This is a genomic window from uncultured Subdoligranulum sp. (assembly GCF_937890665.1).
Genome location: NZ_CALADU010000273.1, coordinates 24,424 through 45,206 on the forward strand (window position 1 = coordinate 24,424; position 20,783 = coordinate 45,206).

The window sequence follows — 20,783 nt, forward strand, 5'->3', positions numbered from 1 at the left end:
TGGCAGCGGCGTTTTCTACCCTAAAAGATGTAGTATACAGTCTCGCTCAGGCGCAGATGACCTGTTCTTTTTCCGCCCGAAAGGGTGGAACGCTGCGTCAAGGCATCGGCTGGTTGCCGCGGCCTTTCGGAGCGGGCCGGGACGGCCGCGGTAACCGAAACATTGGGGACGGCTGGGCTGTCCCACTCTTCTCACACCCCCGCGGAAGGGAGGTGAGAAGACGATGCACGATACAGGAGCCTGCCACCGGTTCGACGCTTTCTGCAAAACGGTACTCCGCCGTGAGATGTGGACCCATTACCGGGATGAAGCCCGTCGAAGAAAACGGGAAACCACCTTCAGCGCCCTTGCCGCCGGCGAGATGGAGCAATTTGGCCTGTGGGACGTATATCCCAGTGACCATGTTGTGTTTTCCGCTTTTGGCTGTGACCTGCCCATTCAAGATGAACGGCTGGCCACAGCTTTTGCGGGATTGCCCCCGCGGGAACGGCAAATTTTGATTTTGCACTGCGTCCTGACGATGAAGGATGGGAAAATTGGCACTCGTATGGGGATGTCCCGCAGCGCCGTACAGCGGCACAGGGCAAAAACCCTGCGGGAATTGCGAAACATCTTGACCTATGACGGAGGAAAACACCATGGAAGAAGCGACTTTTAACGGGAAAAAACTGCTGCCTCTCTCGGTTATTGAGGCGGCCCGCGCCGGGGATCCCTTGGCGGTGAACCGTGTTTTGCGGTACTACGACCACTACATCAACAAGCTCTGCACCCGCGTCCAATACGACAAGGAGGGGAGATCCTACCTAGGGGTGGATGAAGAGATGAAACAACGCTTGCAATCCAAATTGATCCAAGCGATTGTGAACAAGCCGTAAGCCCACCAAGCAAAAAAAGCCGTCAAGGGATGCACAATACACAGTGGGCCCCTTGGCGGCTTTCTTTGGGTTATTCTTGCAAAAACTCTCGGATCTCTTTTTCCACGGCGGCTACTTCCTCGGCAAAGGCCCGGGCCGACACCCGCAGCGCACCGTGACCCAGCACGATGACCTGTTCGGCACCGTCGCTGCTCACCACCCGGGTGCGGCGTTCCTTGGCCAGTTCGTGGGTGGCCCGCTCGATGTACATATCGGCGGTTTCGGCTTCTTTGGTGTAGACTACGTATAGGTTGTGGAATTTTTCCACCTCACGTACGCCGCCCCGCACCTTGTAGGCGTCAAAGACCAAAATGGGCACGCACCGTTTATAGCCGGCATAGTTGCACAAAATATCCATCAGACGGCGTCGGGCTGCATCCAGATTGCTCTCGGCAATTCGGCGCAGATCGTCCCACGCAAAAATGACGTTGTAGCCGTCCACCAGCAGGTAGTCCGGCCCGGTGGGCTGGGGCTTGGCGGGGGCCTGCGTACTGGCAGGGGTTGTATGCAGCGCTGCCCGGGCTGCCTTTTTGGCGTCGGTGCCGTTTTCGCCCCGGTGTTTGATCTTCCCGTAGGTGCGCTCAAAGATAGCCAGCAGTTCCTTGTCCTGTTCCAGCGTGCCGCGGTAGGCGTCGGCACGGCGCCGCCGCGCGCCGGCATCCGCTTCTTCGTCTGTGGGCTGTCCTGCCGGTGCCAGCCGACGGGCCAGCCCGCTGTCCACATGGGCTTTGGCGGGAACCTCGTCCCATTTGACCACATACCCGGCTCCGTGGGAACAAAATACCGAATCGGCGGGGTTTTCCAGATCGCCGTCGGCGTCATACGCCGCAGCGGTCATGACTTCCTCGGCGTTGTGGCACGCTTCGTACCCGGCGGGCAGTACGGACCAGCGGCCTAGCCCGTGGGTGTAGGCGGCAATCTCTCGGGCGTAGCCCCGGGCGGTGGCCACCGGCAGCCGTCCGGTCAAGCGGGCGGTATCGCCCAGTGTTTCGGGCGGGTCAAAGCTGCCGCACATCCGCTGGATGTCCGCCATGGCCCGGCCGATGGCTTCGGCGGGAACTTCCAAGGTGAAAGCATACCACGGTTCCAGCAACTGCACGGCGTTTTGCCGCTGGGCCATTCGCAGCCCCTGCCGCACCGCCCGGTAGGTGGCTTGCCGGAAATCTCCGCCTTCGGTGTGCTTCAGGTGCGCACGGCCTGCCACCAAGGTGATCTGTACATCGGTCAGGGGCGCGCCGATGAGCACCCCGGGATGGGTGCGCTCTGCCAGATGGGTCAGCACTAACCGCTGCCAGTTTTCTGCCAGCGTGTCGGGTGGGCAGTCCGCTGCCAACTGTACACCGCTGCCCCGAGGCCCCGACTCCAGCAGCAGGTGTACCTCGGCATAGTGGCGCAAAGGCTCGTAATGTCCGATGCCCTCCACCGCTGCCGTGATGGTTTCTTTGTATAAAATGCCGCCCTCTTGGAAGGTGACCTTCAACTCAAACCGGCTTTGCAGCAAGGTCTGCAAAATTTCTAGTTGAACTTCGCCCATCAGCTGGACGTGGACCTCGGCCAAGTCGTCCCGCCATGCCACATGCAGCTGGGGATCTTCATCCTCCAAGGTGCGCAGCGCCCGCAGTAAGGTGTGGGGGTCGGCGTCGGCGCAATCCGCCCGGTAGTTCAGCACCGGCTCCAACAGCGGTGCCTCGGCGTCAGCCTCGGCGCCCAGCCCTTGCCCGGGGCGGGTGGCTGCCGGGCCGGCTACCGCCACGACCATGCCGGGCAGTGCCGTGCTGACCAACCGAAACTTACTGCCGTTGTACAACCGTAAAGCGTCGGCTTTTTCGCCGCCGGGCAGTACGGCTTTCACCGGCAGCTCGCCGCCTGTTACCTTCAGCCAGCTCAGCCGGGTACCGGCGTCGTCCTGACTGATTTTGAAGACCCGGGCGCCAAATTCCGGCCAAACCGGCGGCATGCGGGTCAAGGTCTGCAAGGCTTGCAGCAGCCGGTCCAGACCTTCCAGCCGCAGCGCCGCACCGAAAAAGCAGGGGAATACCTGCCGTCTGGCAATGGCGGTTACCACTGTGTCGGGGTGGGGCGTGCCTTCGGCCAGCACTTCTTCCATCAGCGGCTCGCTGCACAGCGCCAAGGCTTCGGAGTCCGGCGTGGTAGTGAAATCCACGCACCCGTCCCCGAAGCGGCCCCGCAGCTCCCGCAGACGTACCGCGGCATCGGCGCCGGGCAGATCCATCTTATTGACAAAGACCAAGGTGGGGACCCGGTACCGGGCCAGCAGTTTCCACAGCGTTTCGGTATGGGCCTGCACACCGTCGGTGCCGCTGATGACCAGAACCGCATAGTCCAGCACCTGAAGGGCACGCTCCGCTTCGGCAGAAAAATCCACGTGGCCCGGCGTGTCCAGCAGGGTCAACTCGGTTTCCTCGGCGCCGTCGGCGGCAGGCAGTGCCAACACGGCCTGCTTGGCAAAGATCGTGATGCCCCGGGCCCGTTCCTGCGCGTCGGTGTCCAGAAATGCGTCCCGGTGATCTACCCGTCCTAACTTGCGCAGGACCCCCGCGCGGTACAGCAATCCTTCGGCCAGTGTTGTTTTGCCGCTGTCCACATGGGCCAGCAGCCCCACCACCAATCGTTTCATAGCGATTCCCCTTTGTGCATAGTGCTATTATTGTACCTTTTTTACAGTCGATTGTACAGGGCGGTTGTACATTTCAGAAAAATAATAATAAATCTTAAAAAGGTCTTTACAAAGTAAAATAGTATGATATAATAAAAATAAAGCCATGGACCGGGGAGCACGGTCCGATGAGAAACAATCTTATTCTTTTGACAAAGCAAACCCAAGGAGGCAAGCTATGGAATTGAAATATTTTATCTGTGAACACTGCGGCAATATCATCACCATGGTAGAGGACAAGGGCGTGCCCGTCTTCTGCTGCGGCCAGAAGATGACCCCGCTGGTGGCCGGTACGGTGGAAGCCGCCCACGAGAAGCATATTCCCGTCTACACGGTGGAAAACGGCGTAGTCCATGTGACCGTGGGCAGCGTGGAGCATCCCATGCAGGATGCCCACTACATCCAGTGGATCTCGGTGCAGACCAAGCAGGGCAGTCAGATCAAGCATCTGAAGCCCGGTGAGGCCCCCAAGGCCGATTTTGCCCTGACGGCTGGTGACGAGGTTGTGGCGGTGTATGCTTACTGCAACCTGCACGGTCTGTGGAAGGCCTGATCTCTTTGTTTACACAGTTTACCAAATTATAAAAGGAGCGTTTTACTATGAAGAAGTATGTTTGCCCTTGTGGCTATGAGTATGATCCCGCGGTGGGCGATCCCGATAACGGCATTGCGCCCGGCACCGCTTGGGAGGATGTGCCCGCTGATTGGGTCTGCCCGGTCTGCGGTCTGGGCAAGGATTCCTTCACCGAGGAATAAAACAGAATACAAACCGGGGCACCCCACTGGGGTGCCCCGGTTTTTTACGTTTTAATGGCGCAAAACCCACCAAAGGAACTTGGTGTTGGTGACAAAATAGCGTTTGAAAAGCCGCTTGGGATCCTGCTGCAGGCGATACAGCCATTCCAAATTGCAGCGCTGCATCCACTGGGGGGCGCGGCGAATGTTGCCGGCCTCATAGTCAAAGGCGGCGCCCACGCCCAGCATCAACGCATGCACGGCGCCCCGGTGTTGTGCCATCCACCGTTCCTGTTTGGGGGCGCCCAACCCGACCCAGACAAAATCGGGATGGGCTTCATTGATACGGGCTACCGCTTGTGCATCTTCCTCCGGTGTCAGGGGGCGAAAGGGGGGCGACTCCATCCCAACGACCACGGCGTCAGGATAGCTTTGGGAGATCTTTTCCCGCAGCAGTGTCAGCGTTTCGGGGGTGGACCCGTAAAAATAGTGGCGGTATGGTGTGTGGGCGCGCTCCCGCAGCAGATGCTGCATCAAGTCGGGACCGGTCACGCGGGCTGCATCGGCATAGCCTTTGCGGCGGCTGTATTGGGACAAGGGACCGCCGTCGGGCAAAGCCAGTACGGCACCGTTCTGAATCGCACGGTATTCGGGATCCTCGTGGGCGGTGACAGTGGTGTGTACATTGGCCACGCAGATGTATTCGCCCCGCCAAAGGTCCAGATTCTTCTCAATCTGGCGCACGGTTTTGTCCATGTCGGTCACCGCGATCTGCACGCCCATAATGTCGCAGACCGGAGTAGCCTCTTGCCTTTCCTGCAATGGTGCCGCCCTCCTTTCCCAGAATTGTACAGTACTTTATCATACCACTTTTAAACAAAAGAAGCAATACCACCCGGCGCGGGCGCTTGCTGGGCGCTGCATATCGGCCTGTCAGGCTCCTTGGTACATACAGGCACGCTGCCTCGCAAAAAGCGAAGAGGTGCTTTGGCCGGAACAGGTGGTGTGAAAAAAGCCGCATCCCGAAATAGGGGAAACGGCCGTCTTTCTTTATTCAATTTTCATCATGCGGTAGCCCACACCGATGTGCGTTTGGATATACTTGGGGGAACCGGGGGCGGATTCCAGCTTTTTGCGCAGGGTCGCCATAAAGACCCGCAGCGAAGCCACGTCATTCTCCCACGAAGTGCCCCACACCTTTTGGGTGATGTAGGTATGGGTCAGCACCTTGCCGCAGTTGTGGGCCATCAGGCAGAGCAGCTTGTATTCGATGGGGGTCAAGTGCAGTTCCTGCCCGTTCAAAAACGCACATCCGGCGGCAAAGTCGATGGTCAGTTGCCCGTTGGTGAATACCGGACTGCCGCCGCTGTGCATAGTAGCCAGCCGGCGCTGGGTCACCCGCAGTCGGGCCAGCAGCTCCTCCACCGAGAAAGGCTTGGTCAGGTAGTCGTCGGCGCCGGAATCCAGCGCTTCGATCTTGTCGGAATCCTCGCTGCGGGCGCTGATGACGATGATGGGCAGGTCCGACCAACTGCGCACCCGGCGAATGACTTCCACGCCGTCTAAATCGGGCAGGCCCAGATCCAGCAGCATAATGTCGGGGTTGCTGGTGGCGGCTTGCCGCAGCGCAGCTTCGCCGCAGTCTGCCACGGTGTAGCGGTAGTCGTGGGCTTTCAGGGCGGTGGTCATCAGGTTGCGGATGGGTGCGTCATCCTCCACAATGAGGATCAACGGTTTATTCATGCAGTGTTACCTCCCCCAGCGGCACGGTAAAGGTGAAAACACAGCCGTGCGGTATGTTGTCGGTCAGGGTGATGGTGCCGCCGTGGGCATCCACAATGGTCTTGCAGAGTGCCAACCCCAGACCCAGACTGCGGCGGCTGTCCGCCACGGTGTGCTCGCCGGTGTAGAACATATCAAACACATGGGACTGAAGCTGCGGCGGAATACCGGGACCGTTGTCGGTCACCGACAGGGCGGCAAAGCCATCCTGCTGCCGGGCCGCCACTGTGATGGTAGAGCCGGCGGGGGTGTATTTCACAGCGTTGTCCACCAGATTGATGAGCACCTGTACAATGAGGCGGGCGTCCATGCGGGCTAATTAATAACAGCTCGTCGGGCAGGTCCACCTGAATGGTGTGTTCGCTGCTCTTGCGATTGGCGTGCCGCAGCGCCTCCTCGATGACCTCTCCCACCAGTTCGGTGGAAAGGCGCAGGTTCATGCGTCCATCCTCAATGCGGGTGATGGAGAGCAGATTCTCCACCAGATTGATCAGCCAAAAGGAATCATCGTAGATGTCCAGGAAAATCTGATGCCGGGCTTCGTCGTCCAGCTTGGCGTCATTGGCCAGCAAATTGGCCGCATTACCTGAGATGGAAGTCAGCGGCGTGCGCAGATCGTGAGAGATGGCTCGCAGCAGATCGGCCCGCAGTTGCTCATTCTTGGCCAGCAGGGCGGCGCGCTCCTTCTCCTCGATATTGCGGATGTTCTGGATGGCCAGCGTCACCGTAACGATGGAAACGATGAGCATGATGGCGATGGTAATGGGGTACCCTTTTTCGTAGGCGTGCAGGGTCAGTCGTGGTTCGGTGAAGAAAAAGTTGAAGAGCAGGACGCTGACCACCGAGCTGAGCACCCCGCAGAAATAACTCTTGGTGAACAGCGAGGTGAGCAGCGCCCCCAAGATGTACACCGAGATGATATTGGCTTTGGTAAAGGCAAATTGCCAAAAAACGTTGCCGATGACCGTTGCTGCCGTTAGGATCAGTAAGGTCACCAAAAGATCTTGCCACCGGGGCACAATTTGTGCCCGCAGATCATGGGATGGTTGGTGCCGTGCCATGCATATACCGCCTCCTGCTGACGGCGGCTGCGCAGCACAAAGGCATCCAGCCGGGAGCAAACCCCCCAGCCGAATCCACCCGCCGCCAGCATGCAGATCGCCAGCACGATGTCTTTCACGGAAACCGCCTTCTTTCGCTTACAAATGGAAGCAGCGCTTGATGGAGTGGTATTCTCCCAACACCAGCAGGGTACTGTCGACAGGCAGCACCGTGCCGGAGGAGATGTTCACGTCGATGGCGCCGTTGCGCTTGATACCCAGCAAGTTGATGCCGTACTTTTTGCGGATATCGATGTCACCGACCGTCTTGCCCACCCATCCTTCGGGGGCGGGTACTTCCATAATGGCGTTGTTGGCGTCCAGTTCCACATAATCCACCAGATGGCTGGAACCGTACCGCACCGCTGCCCATTTGGCTAGCTGCTTTTCGGGGTAAAGGATCTCGTCGGCGCCGTTGCGCAGCAGGAATTTGGCCTGCACGTCCCGCTCGGCCCGGGATACCACCAACTGGGCTCCCAGTTCCTTTAACAGAGAGGTGGTTTCCAGCGAACTCTGGAAATCACCGCTGATGGCAACGATGCAGACATCAAAGTTGCGTACGCCCAGCGCTTTCAGAAACTCGGCGTTGGTGCTGTCGCCGATCTGGGCGTTGGTCACGATGTCCAGTACATCATTGACCCGGTCCTCGTTAGAGTCTACGGCCATGATCTGATGGCCCTGTGCGTTGAGCTGTATGGCGATGTGCCGGCCAAAGCGGCCAAGGCCAATCAACAAAAAGGATTTCATAGGATGGTTCCTTTCCCCGTCAGCCGACGGTGATGCGTTCCTGCGGCAGACGGCTGCCCGCTTTGGAGAAGCCGGACAGGGCCGCGTAGATCAAGGTCAAGCCGCCCACGCGGCCAATGAACATCAAAGCGATCAGAATCCCCTGCGACAGCAGACCTAAGGTGGGGGTGAGTCCCAGCGAAAGGCCTACGGTGCCCACAGCGGAGGCGGTTTCAAACAGACAGGCGGAGAGAGGCTGTCCCTCTACGGCGCTGATGACGAAGCCGCCGCCCAAAAACAGGGTGATATACAGAAAACAGATGGTGGAAGCGCTGGACACTGCTTTGCTGTCGATGCGGCGGCCAAAGAAATGCGGTTCCGCTTCCCGGCGAAAGACCGCCAGCGCGTTGGCAAAGAGCACCGCCGCGGTGGTGGTTTTCATACCACCGGCGGTGGACCCCGGCGAACCGCCAATGAGCATCAGCAGGATGGTGACGCCCTGTCCCACACCGGTGAGGGCGGTCAGATCGGCGGTGTTGAAACCGGCCGTGCGGGGCGTTACCGACTGGAACAGCGACGCCAACAGTCGTTCCCCGGTGGGCAGTGCGGAAAACTCCCCAAAGAAGAACCAGAGCGCCGGTACGATGATCAGGAAGGTGGTGGTGGCCAGAATGACCTTGCTCTGCATACGGTAGCGATGGAAGCGCAGCTTGTTGGCCCGGATGTCGTCCCGGGTTAAGAAGCCGATGCCGCCCACCACGATCAGGGCCATGATGGTCAGGTTGATGATGGGCTCGGCCCGGTAGGAGGTCAGGGAAGGGTAGAGGGCATCGGGGGTACCCAGCAGATCGAAACCGGCATTGCAGAACGCCGAGACCGAGTGGAAAACTGCCATCCAGATCCCGCGAAGGCCGTAATCCCGGCAGAAGACCGGCATCATGCAGAAGGCGCCCAACGCCTCGATGCAGAGGGTCGCCTTAATGATAAAGCCGGTCAGCCGAACGATGCCGCCCACTTTGGGGGCGGCGATGGCTTCCTGCATGGTGCCCCGCTGCATCAGCGAGATCTTGCGCCCCGACAACAGGGAGAAGAAGGCTGCCACTGTGATGACGCCCATACCGCCGATTTGGATCAGGGTCAAAATCACGGCCTGCCCGAACCAGGACCAGTGGGTGGCGGTATCCTGCACCACCAGCCCGGTAACGCAGACCGCCGAAGTGGCGGTGAACAATGCTTGCTTAAAGGGGGGGTACCGTGCCGTCCTGCGCCGCGAAGGGCAGCATCAGCAGCAGGCTGCCACCCAGAATGACCGCTGCAAAGAGCAGAATGATGGTCTGGAAGGTGGTCAGCCGTGGCGGACGAATGCCTGCCATACACAAAAGCCTCAGTTTATACATGGATTTCATCCTCTCATTATAGGTCCGTGGTAGTTAAGAAAGGATAAATATCCTGCCTGTGATATTAAGACGGTATAAAGATGCCGCGAAGAACAGAAAAAAGCCGGATACCGTCGAAACGGTACCCGGCGCATAGGGTGTTGTTATCGATCCACCACGGGGACGGTGTCCTCGCAGCATTTGTCAAGATCATGAATATAAAGGTTGGTTTCCCGCACCACCACACCGGACAAGAGCAAAACGGCAATCAAGTTGGGAATGGCCATCAAAGCGTTAAGGGTGTCGGCCACCGTCCAAACCAGATTCAGGGCGACTACCGGGGCGATGGCGGCTACCGCTACATACACCACCCGGTAGAAAATCTGGCCCTTGCGGCCCACCAGATATTCCAGACACCGCTCGCCGTAGTAGGACCAGCCCAACACGGTGGAGAAGGCGAAGGAGATGATGCCCACCACCAAAATGATGGGGCCCAGCACGGGGATCTGGTCGAAAGCCAGTGTGGTCAGGATGCCGCCGTCCGAGATGGAGCCCATATCAATGGCGGGGTTTTTCATAATGCTGGACACCAGTACCAGACCGGTCATCAGGCAGACCACCACGGTGTCCCAGAAGGTGCCGCTGGCAGATACCAAAGCCTGCCGCACCGGGTTGCGGGTTTGGGCAGCGGCCGCCACGATGGGGGCCGAACCCATACCGGATTCGTTGGAAAAAAGCCCCCGGGCAATGCCGTACCGCATGGCCAGCATGATGCCGCCGCCGGTCAGGCCGCCCGCCGCCGCACCGGGGGTGAAAGCCAGCCGCAGAATGGTGGTGATGGCCGCCCACAGAAAGTCGCGGTTGTAGACCAAAATGCCCAGACAACCCAAAATATAGAAGGCCGCCATGAAGGGCACCAGCTTTTCACAGACGTTGGCGATGGTCTGGATGCCGCCGAAGATGACCAGCGCCGTTAGGGCTGCCACCACCAAGCCCACCAGCCAGGGCGGAATGCCCAGATTGGCCTGACACACCGTAGCGATGGCGTTGACCTGCGTGGCGCAGCCGATGCCGAAAGAGGCCAGCGTGCCGAAGAGGGCAAACAATACGCCCAGCCATTTCAAGTGCAGTCCCCGTTCCAGCGCATACATGGCGCCGCCCTGCATCCGGCCGTCCTTGGTTTTGACCCGGTATTTCACGGCGATCAGCGACTCGGCATATTTGGTGGCGATGCCGAAAATACCGGTGATCCAGCACCAGAACACCGCGCCGGGACCGCCCAATGCGATGGAGGTGCCTACTCCGATGATGTTGCCGGTACCAATGGTGGAGGCCAGTGCGGTAGTCAGGGTGGCAAACTGGGAAACCTCTCCCTCGGCGTCGGGGTCCTTGGTCACCGACAACCGAATGGCAGTGAGCAGCTTGCGCTGAATGCCCCGGGTACGCACCGTCATAAATAGGTGGGTGCCCAACAGCAACAGCATGGTAGGCCAAGCCCAGACCCACTGGTTGGTCACGTTGATGAATTGTACGATCGCATCCATCATGGTGTATACACTCCCTTATGCGCCCCGGCGGGCGGCGGATTCGGCGGCAAAAAAGCGGCGTGTCCGCGCAGTACATCCTGTGCGAACACGCCGATACCTTGCTACTATTTCTATGATACAACCTTTCGCGTTAGTCCGTCAAGTATGCGCCTTTTGCACCGGCAGCGGCTTTGTGGTACAATGGCGGCAAACCAACCCGTACAAAGGAGCAAATCCATGGCACAGTATATAGTGACAGGCCGCCCCTACCGCGGCAAAACCCGATTGGCCCATTGGCTTTGTGACCGGCTGCCCCAACCGGTGGCAGGGCTGCGCACCCTATGCACCGGACGCTGTGCGGGGGGACCGCTGTTCTCGCTGCAAGATCTCACCACCGGTACCATGGTCCCCATCAGCCGTGAGGAGGCCGGACAGGTGCGGGGCATCCCCGAAGCCTTTGCGGGCTTTGGCACCGAGGTACTGCGCGCCGCCGCCCAGAGCGATGCCCCCACCGTGTTGGTGGATGAGGTGGGGCGGTTTGAGCGGGACTGCACCGGGTATCTGGCGGCCTTGAACGCCCTGCTAGATGGCCCCCAGACCGTGGTGGTGACCGTCAAGGGGGAGGATCTGCCCCACCTGAACGCCCTGCGGGCCCGTACTTCGGCGGTGCAGATCGATCTGGACGAGGAAGCCCCGGCCGCGGTGCGGGCCCGGTTGGCCCCGGACCTGCCCGCCCCGCTCCACGCGGCGGCGGGAGTACGGCTCTTCCGGGAGGAAAAATGCTTTGGCCCCGGTCCGCTGGAACTGTTGGAACTGGTGGCGCGCACCGGGTCGCTGCATCAGGCGGCGTCGGTCATGGGGATGGCCTACTCCAAAGCGTGGAAGATGCTGAAAGAGCTGGAACACCAATGGGGCTTTGCCATGGTGGAACGCCACGGCGGCGGGGCAGGAGGCGGCGGCTCGCTGCTGACGCCCCGGGCGTGGGAACTGCTGCGCCGCTACCGCGCCCTGCAATGGGAGAGCGAGCAGGCGGTGCGCCGATCCTTTGGGCGCTGGTTTGCAGATTTTTAAGAAAAGTCATACCTCCTTTGACAGGGCGTTATTCTTGTGCTAGAATAACGTAGCGGCCGGAATGGGCTGCAATGAAGGAGGAAGATGGAATGAAACCCCGTTTTGTACAAAAAATCACGGCGCTGGCCTTGGCGGCTGCGCTGGCGTTCAACCTGACGGCCTGCGGTGCGGCGTCGTCTGTTTCGTCTGCGGCAGAGAGCGCCACGTCGGAGGCGGCATCCCAGCCCGCCGCTGCCACCCCGGAAAGCACCGGCATTACGCTGACCGATCAGGCGGGTCGTACCGTCACGCTGGAGCAGCCTGCCGAAAGTGTTGTCAGTTGCTACTACATCACCACCTATGCGCTGATCGCGCTGGGCCAGAAGGATAAGATCGTCGGTTTGGAGAATAAGGCCGACACCCGCGCCATCTACGCGCTGGCCGCCCCCGAACTGCCCGAACTCACGCAGGTGGGCACCCTGAAGGAACTGAATGTGGAGGCGGTAGCCTCGCTGGATCCTGAGCTGGTCATCATGCCCAAGAAATTGGCGGACAATGCCCAGACGCTGGAAGATCTGGGCATCACCGTGATGGTGGTGGACCCCGAAACGCAGGAAGGGCTGGAAACGATGCTCACCCTTATCGGGCAGGCTTGCGGCGCCGAGGAAGAGGCGCAGGCCCTGTTGGACTACAACCACGAGCAGTTGGACCGGGCTGCCCAGATGACGCAGGATCTGGACAAACCCACCGTCTGCCTGCTGGGCAACAGCAGCTACCTGACCGTGGCCCCTGCTGCTATGTACCAGAATGACCTCATCGAGCAGGCGGGCGGCGTTAACGCGGCAGCCGGCATCGAGGAAGATTACTGGGCCGAGGTTTCCTACGAAACGCTGCTCTCGCTGGCACCGGAAGTGCTGATGATTCCCTCCGGCGCAGAGTACACCGCCGACGACCTGCTGGCGGATGCCCAGTTGGCGGACCTGCCTGCGGTCCAGAACGGTGCGGTCTACACCATGCCGCAGGGTCTGGACGAGTGGGATTCCCCCACGCCTTCCGGCATTTTGGGCGTGCTGTGGCTCACCAGCGTGCTGCATCCCGATGCCTATTCCTTTGAGGAGTTTACCGCCGATGCCCAGAATTTCTACCAGACTTTCTACGGCTTTACTCCGGATGCTTCGCTGATCACGAAATAACAAACTGTATATTTTTTCAAAAATATACTGAAAGGAAATTTTTCTATGCGCTCACGCACCCGTATTTGCACCCTAGGGGTGCTCCTGCTGCTGGTTGTACTGGCGGCGGCGTCGGTCTGCGTGGGCACATTTCCGTTAAGCGTGGGGCAGATCCTTACCCTGCTGGGGGGCGGTCTGCGGGATACCATGGAAGCCCGGGTCTTTTTTACCCTGCGGCTGCCCCGCACGGGGGTGGCGCTGCTGGCCGGGTTGGCGTTGGGCACCGCCGGTGGGGTCTATCAGACGGTGTTCCGCAATCCGCTGGCTTCGCCGGACCTCACCGGTGTGGCGGGGGGCGCGTCCTTCGGGGCGGCTGCCGCCATCGTGTGGGGGGCGGGCAGCGCCGTACAAATCATGGGCGGTGCCTTTGTCTGCGGTCTGCTCAGTCTGGCAGCAGTGCTGGCACTGGTGCAGGCGGCCCGGGCGGACCGTACAGCCACCTATGTGCTGGCCGGCATTTTGGTCAGTGCCTTGGCCGAGGCGGGTGTTATGCTGCTGAAAACCATGGCCGACCCCAACGGGGAACTGGCCGCCATCGAATATTGGACGATGGGCAGCCTTTCGGCCATTACGCTGGCGAAATTCACCGCCATGGCACCGCCGGTGTTGGTGGGGCTGGTGTTGGTACTGCTTTTTCGGCGGCAGGCGGCGCTGCTCTCGCTGGGGGAGGAGAGCGCCCGGTCGGCAGGATTGGAGCCCGGCCACTGGCGGGCGCTGCTGCTGGCGCTGACGACCCTGATGGTGGCCGCCGTGGTCAGTGTGGCGGGGGTCATCTCCTTTGTCGGGCTGATCGCGCCCCATATCGCCTACGGCTTGCTGCGGCGGCGGGGTGGGGCGTTTCTGCCCCTCTGTGCGCTGGTAGCCGCCGACCTGATGCTGCTGGCCGACCTGTTGGCCCGCAATGCCGGGCAGGGGGCGGAATTGCCGCTGAGCATCTTCACGGTGCTGTTTGCCGCACCGGTGCTGGCGGTACTGCTCATCCGCGGAAGGGGGCAAGATGATGCTGCTTGAAGCGGAAAACCTGACGGTGGGGTATCGCCGGCCGGTGGTCCGTTCGGCATCGCTGGTCCTGCAAGCCGGGGAACTGACCGCTTTGTTGGGGCCCAACGGCTGCGGCAAATCCACCCTGCTGCGGGGCATCAGTGGTAACGGCAAAGTGTTTGCCGGTACGGTGCGGGTCTGTGGGCAGGATTGCCTTGCCCTGTCGGCCCGCCGCCGGGCCCGCTGTCTGGCACTGCTGCCCCAACGGGTGGGTGTATTGCCGGGCTTGACGGTGCGGGAGGTCATCACCATGGGACGGTACGTCCACAGCGGACTGTTCGGCGGCCCCCAACCCGGTGACGCTGAACGGGTGGAGCAGATCGCCCGGACTTTTGGGGTGGAACCTTTGCTGGACACCGACTGCGCCGCCCTCAGCGAGGGACAACGGCAGTTGGTCCACCTGTGCCGGGTAGCGGTACAAGATACGCCGGTGCTGCTGCTGGACGAACCCAACAGTGCACTGGATTTCACCAACACCCATCGGCTCTTCGCCACCCTGCGCCGCTGGGTGCGGGGGCAGAGCAAGGCCGGACTCGTCGTGCTGCACGACCCGGCATTGGCGCTGCGCTACTGTGACCGATTGCTGCTGATGCAAAGGGGGCAGCTCTGCGGCGAGATTCACCCCGGGGACGGTGCCCCGGCGGTGGAAGCAGCCTTGGCACCGCTCTATCCCCAGTTGCGGGTGGTGGCAGGGACCCAACCGGGGGAGCTGTTCTGTACCTTGCGGGATGGCTGTGGTGGAGAATAGGCAAAAACCCTCGGGATTCTTGCAACATTTTTTGCGGTTTTGCCGTATTTTTGCAGCAGGGCCCGTCGGATATTGACAGAAAACATCCTTCTATTGTTATAATAGAGGGATGTTTTTGGCTTGTAGGGCGCTGATTTGGGGAAAGAAGCGCCCGAAAAACAGAACCCAAGTGTCGGAAGAAAGGCGGCATCTGTATGAAAGAGGAGATCCAACAGAAGGAAGCGCAGGAGTATGTAACTCCTTACGACTTCAAGGGCAAGTTGCCTTGGCGGCAAGCAGTCCCCCTGGGCCTGCAGCACGTGCTGGCCATGTTTGTGGGCAACCTGACCCCCATTTTGATCATCACCAGTGCCTGTGCGGCAGGCGGCGGGGCCGAGGAGTTCGCCCAGATTCAGGTGGCATTGCTGCAAAATGCCATGCTGGTGGCGGGCATCGTCACACTGGTCCAGTTGTTCTCGGTAGGTCCTATCGGCGGTCAGGTGCCCATTATCATGGGTACCAGTTCCGGTTTTATCGGCGTATTCCAAAGCGTCAACCAGATCATGGGCGGCGGCATCCTGAGCTACGGCGCCATGATGGGTGCGTCCATCGTGGGCGGTTTGTTTGAAACGGTGCTGGGTGCCTTCCTTAAACCCCTGCGCCGCTTCTTCCCGGCGGTGGTCACCGGTACCGTGGTTATGTCCATCGGTCTTTCGCTGATCAGCGTAGGCGTGGGCTCTTTCGGCGGCGGTACTTCCGCTAAAGACTACGGCTCGATGGAAAACCTGCTCATCGCGCTGGCCGTTATGATCATCATTCTGATCTTCAAGCATGGCTGCAAGGGGCTGGCCAGCTCCTCCTGCATCCTCATCGGCATCGTCTGCGGTTACATCATCTGCGCGATCCTGCCCTTCTTCCTTTCGCCCACCGGCGTTACCGCCGATGGGGTGGAGTACACCAAAGCCTGGGTGCTCAACTGGAACAAGGTGGCCGAGGCTTCCTGGTTCGCGGTGCCCCAGCTTATGCCCGTCAAGCCGGTGTTTGACCTGCGTGCCATCCTGCCGGTGGCCGTTATGTTCATCGTTACCGCGGTGGAGACCGTGGGCGATATCTCCGGCGTGACCGAAGGCGGTATGGGCCGTGAAGCCACCGACAAGGAACTGTCCGGCGGCATCATCTGTGACGGTTTGGGCTCCACCTTCGCCGCCTTCTTCGGCGTGCTGCCCAACACCAGCTTCAGCCAGAACGTGGGTCTGGTCACCATGACCAAGATCGTTAACCGTACTGCACTGGCCTTCGGTGCCGTCTTCCTCGTGCTCTGCGGCCTGCTGCCCAAGCTGGCGGCGCTGGTTTCCATCATGCCCCAGAGCGTGCTGGGCGGTGCGGCGGTCATCATGTTCTCGTCCATCGTCATGAGCGGTATCCAGCTCATCACCCGCGATAAACTCACCCCCCGCAACATGACCATCGTATCGGTGGCGCTGGGCCTTGGCTACGGCATGGGCTCCAACACCGCCGTGCTGGCAGGTCTGCCCCAGTTGGTCCAGTTGATCTTCGGTGGTTCCGGCATCGTGCCTGCGGCCCTTGTGGCGATTCTGCTCAACGTGCTGCTGCCCAAAGATACCCCGGAAGAGCAGCCGGCCAACCAATAAAACGGCAAAAATTTGTCGCCCCGCCGTGCCGGCGGGGCTTTCTCTTTGTCCCATTTCATGCTATACTGAGAGCAAACACAAGTCCCATCTTGGGAGGAGGTACCCACCTTGCTGACGATCAAGCGATACGTCCGTGCGCAAAGCTTGGACGAAGCCTATACCCTGTGCCAGAAGCGGGCCAACGTGGTGCTGGGCGGTATGCTGTGGCTCAAAACCCAGAACCGCACCGTAGACACGGCCATCGACCTGTGCGATCTGGGCCTTTCCAACATTGAGGAAACCCCCGATGCCTTCCGCATCGGGGCGATGGTCACCCTGCGGGAACTGGAACAGCATCCCGGACTGGCAGCCCTGACCGGGGGCGCTATGGCCGAAAGTGTGCGTTCCATCGTGGGCGTGCAGTTCCGCAATCTGGCCACCGTGGGGGGCAGCCTTTATGGCCGGTTCGGCTTTTCGGATGTGCTGACCCTCTTTTTGGCCTTGGATGCGGTGGTAGAACTGCATCACGGCGGCGCCGTGCCGCTGGCAGACTATGCCGCCCGTCCCTATGAGCGGGACATCCTGACCCACGTGGTCGTGCCCAAACAGCCGGGCCGGGTAGCCTATCTGGCCCAGCGCAACGTTTCCACCGACTTCCCGGTGCTGACCTGCGCCGTGGCGGTGCGGCAGGACGGCGTGCGCTGTGCGGTGGGCGCCCGTCCCATGAAGGCAAAACTCTATGAGGGGGACGCAGCCCTGCTGGCAGGGGGCATCACCCCCGAAAGCGCCGCCGCCTTTGCCGAGCAGGTGACGTCCGAAGTTTCCTTCGGCAGCAACCTGCGGGCCGGGGCGGACTATCGCCGCGCCATCTGCAAGGTGCTGGTACGCCGGGCCCTGCTGGCCTGTAAGGAGGATGCATAATGGAGATCCAACTCAAACTCAACGGCCGTCCGGTGCGGGACAGCATCGACGCTGATACGCTGCTTCTGGATTTTGTCCGTGCCCATGGCTGTGCCAGCGTAAAGCGGGGCTGCGAAACCTCCAACTGCGGGCTGTGCACCGTGCTGCTGGACGGACAACCGGTTTTGTCCTGCTCGGTGCTGGCTGCCCGGGCGGACGGACACGAGGTGCAGACGCTGGAAGGCTTGCAGGAGGAAGCGCAGGCCTTTGTGACCTTTATTGCAGATCAGGGCGCCGAACAGTGCGGATTCTGCAATCCCGGATATGTGATGAACACCATCGCCCTGCTGCGGGAAAACCCCGATCCTACCGATGACGAGATCCGCGCCTATCTGGCGGGCAATCTGTGCCGCTGCTCGGGGTACGAAGGACAGTTTCGGGGCATTCGGGCTTTTTTGAACGCCCGAAATTCGGCAAAGGAGGGAACGGACCGTGGCTGAACTGAAAAATGTGGGCAAGCCTGCCCGTAAAAAGGACGCCATGAACCTGCTGCTGGGCAAGCCCGCCTTTGTGGAGGACGTGACCCCTCGGGATTGTCTGGTGGTCAAGGTGCTGCGCAGCCCCCATGCCCATGCGCTGATCCGTTCCATCAAAACCGACATTGCGATGAAGGTGCCGGGGATGGTGGCCGTTTTTACCTATCAGGATGTGTCCCAGAATCGTTACACCAACGCGGGGCAGACCTATCCCGAACCCTCGCCCCATGACCGGCTGATTCTGGATCAGCGGGTGCGTTTTGTGGGGGATGCGGTGGCCATTGTGGCCGGTGAGACCGAACAAGCCGTGGACAAGGCCATGAAGCTCATCAAGGTGGACTACGAGGTCCTGCCCGCCGTGCTGGACCCCCACACCGCCAAGGATAACCCCATTCTGGTCCATCCCGAGGCGGACTGGGAGGCGCTTTGCCCCGTGGGGGCCGACAACAAGCGCAACCTTTGCGCCAGCGAAACCTGCGGCGACGGGGATGTAGAGGCCGTGCTGTCGGACTGTGATGTGGTCATCGACCATGTGTGGCACACCAAGCCCTGCCAGCAGGCCATGATGGAAACCTTCCGCACCTACACCGAGATCGACCCCTATGGGCGGCTGCATGTCATCAGCTCGACCCAGATCGTTTTCCATGTGCGGCGGATCTTAGCCATTGCGCTGGGCATTCCCAAGTCCAAGATCCATGTGGAAAAGCCTCGCATCGGCGGTGGTTTCGGCGCCAAGCAGACCTCGGTGTCGGAAGTGTATCCGGCTTTTGTCACTTGGAAAACCGGCCGTGCGGCGCGGATGATCTATTCCCGAGAGGAATGTCAGATCGCCGGCAGCCCCCGGCACGAGATGGAACTCCATGTGCGTCTGGGCGCCGACAAGAACGGCAAGATCCGGGCGTTGGATGTCTATACGTTGTCCAACACCGGCGCGTACAGCGAACACGGTCCCACCACGGTAGGTCTGTCGGGCCATAAGTCCATTCCGCTCTACACCGGTGGGTTGGAGGCATTCCGCTTTGCCTACGATGTGGTCTATACCAATATACAGGCCGCCGGTGCCTACCGTGGTTACGGTGCCACGCAGGGCATCTTTGCGGTGGAAAGCGCCGTCAACGAGCTGGCCGACCGGCTGGGCATCGACCCGGTGAAGCTGCGGGAGCAGAATATGGTCCGGGAGGGCATGATCATGCCCTCCTACTACAACGAACCCGCCAACGCCTGCGCGCTGGACCGCTGCATGGCCCGGTGTAAGGAACTGTTTGACTGGGATGCCAAGTTCCCGGTGCGGGATATGGGCAACGGCAAGGTGCGGACCGCCGGCGTGGCTATGGCCATGCAGGGGTCGGGCATTTCCGGCGTGGACGTGGGGTCTGCCACCGTCAAGCTCAGCGATGATGGCTTCTATAACCTGATGATCGGTGCCGCCGATATGGGCACCGGCTGCGATACGATTTTGGCCCAGATGGTAGCGGAGTGCATGGACTGTGATCTGGACAATGTGGCGGTTTTCGGTGCCGATTCCGATGCCTCCCCCTACGACTCCGGTTCCTATGCTTCCTCCACCACCTATGTTACCGGCAAGGCCGTAGAGGAAGCCTGCGAAAAACTTAAAGAACAACTCTGCAAGCTGGGGGCGGACGCTATGGGCTGCGAACCCGAAGCGGTGGAATTTACCGGCAAGGCGGTCCGCCGTTGCGACGGCAGCGCCGAGATCAGTCTGGCCGATCTGGCCATCCGGTCCCAGTGTGCCAACAACACGGTGGTGCAGGCTACGGCCACTCACTCTTCGCCGGTATCGCCGCCGCCCTTTATGGTGGGCATGGTGGAGATCGAGCTGGATAAGGAAACGGGCAGCGTCACGGTGCTGGATTACAAGGCCGTGGTGGACTGCGGTACCCCCATCAACCCCAATCTGGCCCGCGTTCAGACCGAAGGCGGCATCGTGCAGGGCATTGGTATGGCCCTGTACGAGGATGTGACCTACACCGACAAGGGCCGCATTCGGGAAAATTCCCTCATGCAGTATAAGATCCCCACCCGGTTGGATATGGGCCACCTGCAGGTGGAGTTTGAGTCCAGCTACGAGCCCACCGGCCCCTTCGGTGCCAAATCCATCGGCGAAATCGTCATCAACACCCCGTCCCCGGCCATTGCCCACGCGGTGTTCCGCGCTTCGGGCGTCTGGGTGCGTGATTTGCCCATCACGCCGGAAAAAGTTCTGCTGGGCATGCAGGCGCAAAAGGCATGACCCATATCCTCTATCTGGCGGCGGGGGCCTCTCGCCGCTTTGGGGCGGACAAGCTGCTCACCAACTATCAGGGGCGCCCGCTCTTTGCCCATGGACTGACTACGGTGGCTACGGTGTGTCAAACACGTTCTGATGCTGCGGTAACAGTGGTCACCAACACCCCCGCTATCGCAGAGATGGCCCGGGCATGGGGGGCAGCGGTGGTGCCCAGCCCCCAGAGTGACCAAGGGCAAAGTTACAGCATCCGGGCAGGACTGGATGCGGTGGAACCGCTGGCGGCAGAAGATTTTCTCTTGTTTCTGGTGGCCGACCAACCCCGGCTGCGGACCGAAACACTGACCCGCTTTCTCGATCTAGCCAAGCCCGGCGTCTGGGCCGCTACGGCAGCCTGCGGCGACCGGGTAGGCAATCCGGGACTTTTCTGCGCAGCGCTGGCTCCGGCCCTCTATCGTTTAGAAGGGGATCAGGGCGGACGGAAGGTGCTCAACACCGCACTGGAAAAAGTGCTGCGGGTGCCCTGCCTGCCGGAAGAGCTGCAGGACATTGACCGCCCTGCCGATCTGAAAAACTAAAAAAACC

20 protein-coding genes and 2 pseudogenes are annotated in these 20,783 nt (G+C 60.6%); 13 read left to right on the plus strand and 9 right to left on the minus strand.

The features are described from left to right. The first annotated feature begins 223 nt into the window (after positions 1 to 223). A complete protein-coding gene (locus tag Q0526_RS15230; protein WP_298735405.1) occupies positions 224 to 658 on the plus strand; it encodes a sigma-70 family RNA polymerase sigma factor in 435 nt (144 codons plus the stop codon). Further along, positions 639 to 875: a helix-turn-helix domain-containing protein gene (locus Q0526_RS15235; RefSeq protein WP_298735406.1), complete on the plus strand. Its 237-nt coding sequence runs from the start codon at positions 639 to 641 to the stop codon at positions 873 to 875. Before Q0526_RS15230 ends, Q0526_RS15235 begins: the two co-directional genes overlap by 20 nt. A 70-nt stretch (positions 876 to 945) precedes the next feature. Here the strand turns inward: Q0526_RS15235 and Q0526_RS15240 are convergent, their stop codons facing one another. Further along, complete coding sequence (locus Q0526_RS15240; protein ID WP_298735409.1) at positions 946 to 3,552, minus strand: TetM/TetW/TetO/TetS family tetracycline resistance ribosomal protection protein; 2,607 nt, start codon at positions 3,550 to 3,552, stop codon at positions 946 to 948. 217 nt (positions 3,553 to 3,769) lie between these two features. Between Q0526_RS15240 and Q0526_RS15245 the strand changes: the two genes are divergently transcribed. Together Q0526_RS15245 and rd are read left to right on the plus strand one after the other, a co-directional pair. After that, the gene (locus Q0526_RS15245) at positions 3,770 to 4,144 is read left to right on the plus strand and encodes a desulfoferrodoxin family protein (RefSeq protein WP_298735411.1); all 375 of its coding nucleotides are present in this window, start codon (positions 3,770 to 3,772) and stop codon (positions 4,142 to 4,144) included. Positions 4,145 to 4,191: 47 nt separating this feature from the next. Next, a complete protein-coding gene (gene rd, locus Q0526_RS15250; RefSeq protein WP_204649529.1) occupies positions 4,192 to 4,347 on the plus strand; it encodes a rubredoxin in 156 nt (51 codons plus the stop codon). Between the two features lie 51 nt (positions 4,348 to 4,398). Here the strand turns inward: rd and Q0526_RS15255 are convergent, their stop codons facing one another. The 8 genes and pseudogenes from Q0526_RS15255 to Q0526_RS15285 form a co-directional block, all read right to left on the minus strand. Beyond that, positions 4,399 to 5,148, minus strand: a complete 750-nt coding sequence (locus Q0526_RS15255) for a WecB/TagA/CpsF family glycosyltransferase (RefSeq protein WP_366522122.1) — start codon at positions 5,146 to 5,148, stop codon at positions 4,399 to 4,401. 228 nt (positions 5,149 to 5,376) lie between these two features. Beyond that, a complete protein-coding gene (locus Q0526_RS15260) occupies positions 5,377 to 6,069 on the minus strand; it encodes a response regulator transcription factor (RefSeq protein WP_298735414.1) in 693 nt (230 codons plus the stop codon). Continuing rightward, positions 6,062 to 6,379, minus strand: a complete 318-nt coding sequence (locus tag Q0526_RS18855) for an ATP-binding protein (protein ID WP_366522123.1) — start codon at positions 6,377 to 6,379, stop codon at positions 6,062 to 6,064. The genes Q0526_RS15260 and Q0526_RS18855 overlap by 8 nt, the downstream gene beginning before the upstream one ends. A gap of 232 nt (positions 6,380 to 6,611) precedes the next feature. Beyond that, positions 6,612 to 7,169: pseudogene (locus Q0526_RS18860) on the minus strand (DUF4118 domain-containing protein); the annotation flags it as partial. Next, the gene (locus tag Q0526_RS15270) at positions 7,100 to 7,288 is read right to left on the minus strand and encodes a hypothetical protein (RefSeq protein ID WP_298735416.1); all 189 of its coding nucleotides are present in this window, start codon (positions 7,286 to 7,288) and stop codon (positions 7,100 to 7,102) included. The gene Q0526_RS15270 and the pseudogene Q0526_RS18860, both read right to left, overlap by 70 nt. A 19-nt stretch (positions 7,289 to 7,307) precedes the next feature. Beyond that, the gene (locus Q0526_RS15275; protein WP_298735419.1) at positions 7,308 to 7,955 is read right to left on the minus strand and encodes a TrkA family potassium uptake protein; all 648 of its coding nucleotides are present in this window, start codon (positions 7,953 to 7,955) and stop codon (positions 7,308 to 7,310) included. A 19-nt stretch (positions 7,956 to 7,974) separates the two neighbouring features. Next, positions 7,975 to 9,307: pseudogene (locus Q0526_RS15280) on the minus strand (potassium transporter TrkG). A gap of 167 nt (positions 9,308 to 9,474) precedes the next feature. After that, the gene (locus tag Q0526_RS15285) at positions 9,475 to 10,854 is read right to left on the minus strand and encodes an alanine/glycine:cation symporter family protein (RefSeq protein WP_298735472.1); all 1,380 of its coding nucleotides are present in this window, start codon (positions 10,852 to 10,854) and stop codon (positions 9,475 to 9,477) included. 219 nt (positions 10,855 to 11,073) lie between these two features. Between Q0526_RS15285 and Q0526_RS15290 the strand changes: the two genes are divergently transcribed. The 9 genes from Q0526_RS15290 to Q0526_RS15330 all read left to right on the plus strand — a co-directional run bounded on the left by Q0526_RS15290 (position 11,074) and on the right by Q0526_RS15330 (position 20,776). Further along, positions 11,074 to 11,907 (plus strand): nucleoside-triphosphatase, encoded by an 834-nt coding sequence (locus Q0526_RS15290; protein ID WP_298735421.1) that lies wholly within the window; start codon positions 11,074 to 11,076, stop codon positions 11,905 to 11,907. Between the two features lie 89 nt (positions 11,908 to 11,996). Then, positions 11,997 to 13,079 (plus strand): ABC transporter substrate-binding protein, encoded by a 1,083-nt coding sequence (locus Q0526_RS15295; protein WP_298735423.1) that lies wholly within the window; start codon positions 11,997 to 11,999, stop codon positions 13,077 to 13,079. 45 nt (positions 13,080 to 13,124) lie between these two features. Then, complete coding sequence (locus Q0526_RS15300; RefSeq protein WP_298735428.1) at positions 13,125 to 14,129, plus strand: iron ABC transporter permease; 1,005 nt, start codon at positions 13,125 to 13,127, stop codon at positions 14,127 to 14,129. Continuing rightward, on the plus strand, positions 14,116 to 14,907 hold the full coding sequence (locus Q0526_RS15305; protein WP_298735430.1) for an ABC transporter ATP-binding protein: 792 nt from the start codon (positions 14,116 to 14,118) through the stop codon (positions 14,905 to 14,907). Before Q0526_RS15300 ends, Q0526_RS15305 begins: the two co-directional genes overlap by 14 nt. A gap of 194 nt (positions 14,908 to 15,101) precedes the next feature. Further along, on the plus strand, positions 15,102 to 16,538 hold the full coding sequence (locus tag Q0526_RS15310; RefSeq protein ID WP_298735431.1) for a nucleobase:cation symporter-2 family protein: 1,437 nt from the start codon (positions 15,102 to 15,104) through the stop codon (positions 16,536 to 16,538). 108 nt (positions 16,539 to 16,646) lie between these two features. After that, the gene (locus Q0526_RS15315; protein ID WP_298735434.1) at positions 16,647 to 17,438 is read left to right on the plus strand and encodes an FAD binding domain-containing protein; all 792 of its coding nucleotides are present in this window, start codon (positions 16,647 to 16,649) and stop codon (positions 17,436 to 17,438) included. Next, positions 17,438 to 17,917 carry a (2Fe-2S)-binding protein gene (locus tag Q0526_RS15320; protein ID WP_298735436.1) on the plus strand — a complete coding sequence of 160 codons (480 nt, stop codon included), beginning with the start codon at positions 17,438 to 17,440 and terminating at the stop codon, positions 17,915 to 17,917. The genes Q0526_RS15315 and Q0526_RS15320 overlap by 1 nt, the downstream gene beginning before the upstream one ends. A gap of 1 nt (position 17,918) precedes the next feature. Beyond that, positions 17,919 to 20,204, plus strand: a complete 2,286-nt coding sequence (locus Q0526_RS15325) for a molybdopterin cofactor-binding domain-containing protein (protein ID WP_366522125.1) — start codon at positions 17,919 to 17,921, stop codon at positions 20,202 to 20,204. Next, complete coding sequence (locus Q0526_RS15330; RefSeq protein WP_298735439.1) at positions 20,201 to 20,776, plus strand: nucleotidyltransferase family protein; 576 nt, start codon at positions 20,201 to 20,203, stop codon at positions 20,774 to 20,776. The genes Q0526_RS15325 and Q0526_RS15330 overlap by 4 nt, the downstream gene beginning before the upstream one ends. The last annotated feature ends 7 nt before the right edge of the window (positions 20,777 to 20,783 follow it).

What these genes read in the sequence shown, in the direction of transcription:
- Q0526_RS15230 (WP_298735405.1), top strand. Translation starts at nt 224, where the DNA reads ATGCACGATACAGGAGCCTGCCACCGGTTCGACGCTTTCTGCAAAACG.
- Q0526_RS15235 (WP_298735406.1), top strand. Translation starts at nt 639, where the DNA reads ATGGAAGAAGCGACTTTTAACGGGAAAAAACTGCTGCCTCTCTCGGTT.
- Q0526_RS15240 (WP_298735409.1), bottom strand. Translation starts at nt 3,552, where the DNA reads ATGAAACGATTGGTGGTGGGGCTGCTGGCCCATGTGGACAGCGGCAAA.
- Q0526_RS15245 (WP_298735411.1), top strand. Translation starts at nt 3,770, where the DNA reads ATGGAATTGAAATATTTTATCTGTGAACACTGCGGCAATATCATCACC.
- rd (WP_204649529.1), top strand. Translation starts at nt 4,192, where the DNA reads ATGAAGAAGTATGTTTGCCCTTGTGGCTATGAGTATGATCCCGCGGTG.
- Q0526_RS15260 (WP_298735414.1), bottom strand. Translation starts at nt 6,069, where the DNA reads ATGAATAAACCGTTGATCCTCATTGTGGAGGATGACGCACCCATCCGC.
- Q0526_RS15275 (WP_298735419.1), bottom strand. Translation starts at nt 7,955, where the DNA reads ATGAAATCCTTTTTGTTGATTGGCCTTGGCCGCTTTGGCCGGCACATC.
- Q0526_RS15285 (WP_298735472.1), bottom strand. Translation starts at nt 10,854, where the DNA reads ATGGATGCGATCGTACAATTCATCAACGTGACCAACCAGTGGGTCTGG.
- Q0526_RS15290 (WP_298735421.1), top strand. Translation starts at nt 11,074, where the DNA reads ATGGCACAGTATATAGTGACAGGCCGCCCCTACCGCGGCAAAACCCGA.
- Q0526_RS15295 (WP_298735423.1), top strand. Translation starts at nt 11,997, where the DNA reads ATGAAACCCCGTTTTGTACAAAAAATCACGGCGCTGGCCTTGGCGGCT.
- Q0526_RS15300 (WP_298735428.1), top strand. Translation starts at nt 13,125, where the DNA reads ATGCGCTCACGCACCCGTATTTGCACCCTAGGGGTGCTCCTGCTGCTG.
- Q0526_RS15305 (WP_298735430.1), top strand. Translation starts at nt 14,116, where the DNA reads ATGATGCTGCTTGAAGCGGAAAACCTGACGGTGGGGTATCGCCGGCCG.
- Q0526_RS15310 (WP_298735431.1), top strand. Translation starts at nt 15,102, where the DNA reads ATGAAAGAGGAGATCCAACAGAAGGAAGCGCAGGAGTATGTAACTCCT.
- Q0526_RS15320 (WP_298735436.1), top strand. Translation starts at nt 17,438, where the DNA reads ATGGAGATCCAACTCAAACTCAACGGCCGTCCGGTGCGGGACAGCATC.
- Q0526_RS15330 (WP_298735439.1), top strand. Translation starts at nt 20,201, where the DNA reads ATGACCCATATCCTCTATCTGGCGGCGGGGGCCTCTCGCCGCTTTGGG.